The sequence below is a fragment of the Nocardia sp. AB354 genome, assembly GCF_049538315.1.
Taxonomy (GTDB): domain Bacteria; phylum Actinomycetota; class Actinomycetes; order Mycobacteriales; family Mycobacteriaceae; genus Nocardia; species Nocardia nova.
Genome location: NZ_JBMVFU010000055.1, coordinates 1 through 3,205, shown reverse-complemented (window position 1 = coordinate 3,205; position 3,205 = coordinate 1). Strand labels below are relative to the sequence as shown.

Genomic DNA, 3,205 nt, shown 5'->3' with positions numbered 1-3,205 from the left:
GGGTGGGTGTGTTGTTTGAGAACTGCACAGTGGACGCGAGCATCTTTGTTAGTAAGTGTGTAAGAGCGTACGGTGGATGCCTTGGCACCAGGAGCCGATGAAGGACGTAGGAGGCTGCGATAAGCCTCGGGGAGCTGTCAACCGAGCTGAGATCCGAGGATTTCCGAATGGGGAAACCCAGCACGAGTGATGTCGTGTTACCCGCCGTTGAATATATAGACGGTGTGGAGGGAACGTGGGGAAGTGAAACATCTCAGTACCCACAGGAAGAGAAAACAACAGTGATTCCGTGAGTAGTGGCGAGCGAAAGCGGAAGAGGCTAAACCGTGTAGATGTGATAGACGGCAGTCGTTGTCTATGCGGGGTTGTGGGGTCTTTCTTCTTCTCACTGCCGTGAGGAGCGCAAGTCAGAAACCGTTGTGTTAGCTGAATTGGTCTGGGACGGCCAACCGTAGACGGTGAGAGTCCGGTAAGCGAAAACGCGACGGCTTGTGTGATTGATACCCGAGTAGCAGCGGGCCCGTGAAATCTGCTGTGAATCTGCCGGGACCACCCGGTAAGCCTGAATACTCCCTGGTGACCGATAGCGGACTAGTACCGTGAGGGAAAGGTGAAAAGTACCCCGGGAGGGGAGTGAAATAGTACCTGAAACCGTGCGCTTACAATCCGTCAGAGCCTTCGATTCGTCGTGGGGTGATGGCGTGCCTTTTGAAGAATGAGCCTGCGAGTCATCGGTGTGTGGCGAGGTTAACCCGTGTGGGGTAGCCGTAGCGAAAGCGAGTCCGAATAGGGCGTTTGAGTCGCATGTCATGGACCCGAAGCGGAGTGATCTACCCATGGCCAGGGTGAAGCGACGGTAAGACGTCGTGGAGGCCCGAACCCACTTAGGTTGAAAACTGAGGGGATGAGCTGTGGGTAGGGGTGAAAGGCCAATCAAACTCCGTGATAGCTGGTTCTCCCCGAAATGCATTTAGGTGCAGCGTCGCGTGTTTCACACTGGAGGTAGAGCTACTGGATGGCCTAGGGGGCCCACAAGCTTACCGAAGTCAGCCAAACTCCGAATGCCGGTGTGTGAGAGCGCGGCAGTGAGACTGCGGGGGATAAGCTTCGTAGTCGAGAGGGAAACAGCCCAGATCGCCGGCTAAGGCCCCTAAGCGTGTACTAAGTGGAAAAGGATGTGGGGTCGCTGAGACAACCAGGAGGTTGGCTTAGAAGCAGCCACCCTTGAAAGAGTGCGTAATAGCTCACTGGTCAAGTGATCCTGCGCCGATAATGTAGCGGGGCTCAAGTACACCGCCGAAGCCGCGGCACTCAGTCATACAGATCGCCTTCGGGCCAGTCGACTGGGTGGGTAGGGGAGCGTCGTGTAGCCAGGGAAGCAGCGGGGTGACCTAGTTGTGGAGGCTGCGCGAGTGAGAATGCAGGCATGAGTAGCGAAAGACGAGTGAGAAACTCGTCCGCCGAATGACCAAGGGTTCCTGGGCCAGGTTAATCCGCCCAGGGTGAGTCGGGACCTAAGGCGAGGCCGACAGGCGTAGTCGATGGACAACGGGTTGATATTCCCGTACCCGTGTATCCGCGCCCAATGGCGAGCCGGTTTTGCTAATCGTCCTGAACCCAATGGACCACCTTCGGGTGGCCGGAGGGGGATGCACGAGACCCAGACCGTAGTAGTCAAGCGATGGGGTGACGCAGGAAGGTAGCTGGGCCCGGTGGTGGATTACCGGGTGTAAGCCTGTAGGGCGTTGTGTAGGCAAATCCGCACAGCATGTGCCTGAGAGGTGATGCGTAGCCGGTTGAGGTGAATTCAGTGATCCTATGCTGCCGAGAAAAGCCTCTAGTGAGTTGGTACACGGCCCGTACCCCAAACCGACACAGGTGGTCAGGTAGAGAATACTAAGGCGATCGAGATAACTGTGGTGAAGGAACTCGGCAAAATACCTCCGTAACTTCGGGAGAAGGAGGGCCTGATCTGGTGATGAGTCTTGCACTCGGAGCTGGGTTGGGTCGCAGAGACCAGAGAGAAGCGACTGTTTACTAAAAACACAGGTCCGTGCGAAGTCGTAAGACGATGTATACGGACTGACGCCTGCCCGGTGCCGGAAGGTTAAGAGGACCGGTTAGCGCAGTAATGTGCGAAGCTGAGAATTTAAGCCCCGGTAAACGGCGGTGGTAACTATAACCATCCTAAGGTAGCGAAATTCCTTGTCGGGTAAGTTCCGACCTGCACGAATGGCGTAACGACTTCTCTGCTGTCTCCACCACAGACTCGGCGAAATTGCATTACGAGTAAAGATGCTCGTTACGCGCGGCAGGACGAAAAGACCCCGGGACCTTCACTATAGCTTGGTATTGGTGTTCGGTACGGTTTGTGTAGGATAGGTGGGAGACTGTGAAGCGGGCACGCCAGTGTTCGTGGAGTCGTCGTTGAAATACCACTCTGGTCGTATTGGACCTCTAACCTCGGGCCATGATCTGGTTCAGGGACAGTGCCTGGTGGGTAGTTTAACTGGGGCGGTTGCCTCCCAAAATGTAACGGAGGCGCCCAAAGGTTCCCTCAGCCTGGTTGGCAATCAGGTGTTGAGTGTAAGTGCACAAGGGAGCTTGACTGTGAGACTGACAGGTCGAGCAGGGACGAAAGTCGGGACTAGTGATCCGGCACCGGCATGTGGAAGCGGTGTCGCTCAACGGATAAAAGGTACCCCGGGGATAACAGGCTGATCTTCCCCAAGAGTCCATATCGACGGGATGGTTTGGCACCTCGATGTCGGCTCGTCGCATCCTGGGGCTGGAGTAGGTCCCAAGGGTTGGGCTGTTCGCCCATTAAAGCGGCACGCGAGCTGGGTTTAGAACGTCGTGAGACAGTTCGGTCTCTATCCGCCGCGCGCGTTAGAAACTTGAGGAAGGCTGTCCCTAGTACGAGAGGACCGGGACGGACGAACCTCTGGTGTGCCAGTTGTCCCGCCAGGGGCACGGCTGGTTGGCCACGTTCGGAAGGGATAACCGCTGAAAGCATCTAAGCGGGAAGCCTGTTCCAAGATGAGGTTTCTCACCCCTTTAAGGGGGTAAGGCCCCCAACAGACCATTGGGTTGATAGGCCAGAACTGGAAGTGCGGTAACGCATGGAGGTGACTGGTACTAATAGGCCGAGGACTTACCAACAAAGCTGCTACGCGTCCACTGTGCGGTATCTGAAACAACACAC

Annotated in this window: 1 rRNA gene; it reads left to right on the top strand. The window is 56.1% G+C overall.

From position 1 onward, the window contains the following. Positions 1-49 precede the first annotated feature (49 nt). Positions 50-3,162 (top strand): 23S ribosomal RNA (locus ACPCUW_RS34995). The last annotated feature ends 43 nt before the right edge of the window (positions 3,163-3,205 follow it).